Origin of the sequence: Thermogladius sp. (assembly GCF_049970955.1) — an archaeon.
In the GTDB taxonomy this organism is placed as follows: Archaea; Thermoproteota; Thermoprotei_A; order Sulfolobales; family Desulfurococcaceae; genus Thermogladius.
Map to the genome: position 1 here is coordinate 1 of NZ_JBMFLY010000123.1, position 1,431 is coordinate 1,431.

2 protein-coding genes are annotated in these 1,431 nt (G+C 58.8%); both read left to right on the forward strand.

Going from position 1 to position 1,431, the window contains the following annotated elements; genetic code table 11:
• The coding region (locus ACP5VX_RS07265) for an NADH-quinone oxidoreductase subunit B family protein (protein WP_428725210.1) at nucleotides 1-243 on the forward strand (243 nt) is incomplete at its 5' end.
• Nucleotides 244-1,024: 781 nt separating this feature from the next.
• A partial coding sequence (locus ACP5VX_RS07270; RefSeq protein WP_428725211.1) for a proton-conducting transporter membrane subunit occupies nucleotides 1,025-1,431 on the forward strand: 407 nt, incomplete at its 3' end.

The following is a 1,431-nucleotide window of genomic DNA, read 5'->3' on the forward strand; positions in this document are numbered from 1 at the left end:
AAGAAGAGTATTTGGGTATACCACTTCAGCTCCGGCGGTTGTAACGGCTGCGATATCGAGTTCGTAGACGCCCCCACCCAGAAGTACGACGTGGAGAGGCTCGGAGTCCAGCTCGTATCAAGTCCTAGGCTCGCCGACGTCCTCGTAGTGACGGGTCCTATAGCAACGATGGCCGCTAGAGCCTTGAGGACGATCTACGAGCAAATGCCCGAGCCAAAGAAGGTCGTCGCTTTAGGGACGTGAGCCTGCACGGGAGGCATCTTTGCCTGGGACCACAACGTGATCGGGGGTGCCGACAAGGTCATACCCGTCGACGTTAAAACTCCGGGCTACCCCACACTCCGGCGTGTTCTTGAAAGCCCTTGCTAGGCTCGCAGGTGTGGAGCGGGATGGGGGTAAGCTCATCCAAGAGAATACCGGAGTCTCGCGCGACGCCCTCCTAGATAGCGTTAGGCTCTTAATGAAGCAGGGGTTCAGCAACATCGTCGCTATAACGGGTGTAGACCCGAAAGAGAACACCGAGTTGATATTCCACTTGGGTGACGAGCGGGAGGTATCGTTCTCCTATTCCGTTTCACTTCCCAAGGAGGACCCGGTCATAGACGACATCCCCAGTCTCAAACCTTGCGATCGCGTTCGCGGAGACGGGTACAACTACCCTGGCCGGCCTCGCGGAGGCGTCGCCTCTAGCCAAACTACTCGTACTGGCCGGTGTCGGGGTGGAGGCCGCCCTGTTCCCTCTCGGGTCCTGGCTACCGGACGTCTAAGCGGCCGCCCCCGAGCCTGGGGCGGCCTTGATACCGAGCGCAGCCACCGGTGTCGCAAGCATTATGCTTTACAGAATGGTCCCCGCCGACACCTTAGTGAGCAGGTTCGTAGCGGTACTGGCGTCCCTCGGCGTAGTTGTCAGCGTAGAACACGTGTACAAGGAGAGCGACCTCGGGAGATTCGTGGCCTACTCTAGCACGTTCTCCTCCAACGCTATGCTTCTCGCTTTCTCTTCGAAAACAGCCTCGCGGTATCGATGGCCCTCGTTTACTACTTGGCCCACTCGCTATCCAAGACGTCCGCCTTCATACTGGCTGGGGGTCTACGTAGAGACTTCGGACACTCCAGCGCGCAGGACTTGAGAGGTGTGGCCTACGGTTGGGGGGCAATGGAGCTCAACCTAGCGCTCTCGTTGTTGAGGGTGCTCGGAGTACCCCCGCTCGTGTCCTTCTGGGGAGACTTCTACATAGCTGTCGGCCTTTTGGAGTCCAGCCCTACACTTGGCGTGTTGTTCCTGTTGACGTTGATAGCGCTGGTACCGGTAATACTGAGCGTGTTGTTCACGCTGGTGTCGGGGACCGGCGAGTCTAGACGCGCCCCCTCCACCCCTGTCTACCTAGCTGTATCCACGGCACTGAACGTACTGGCTGTAGCCCTATTCCC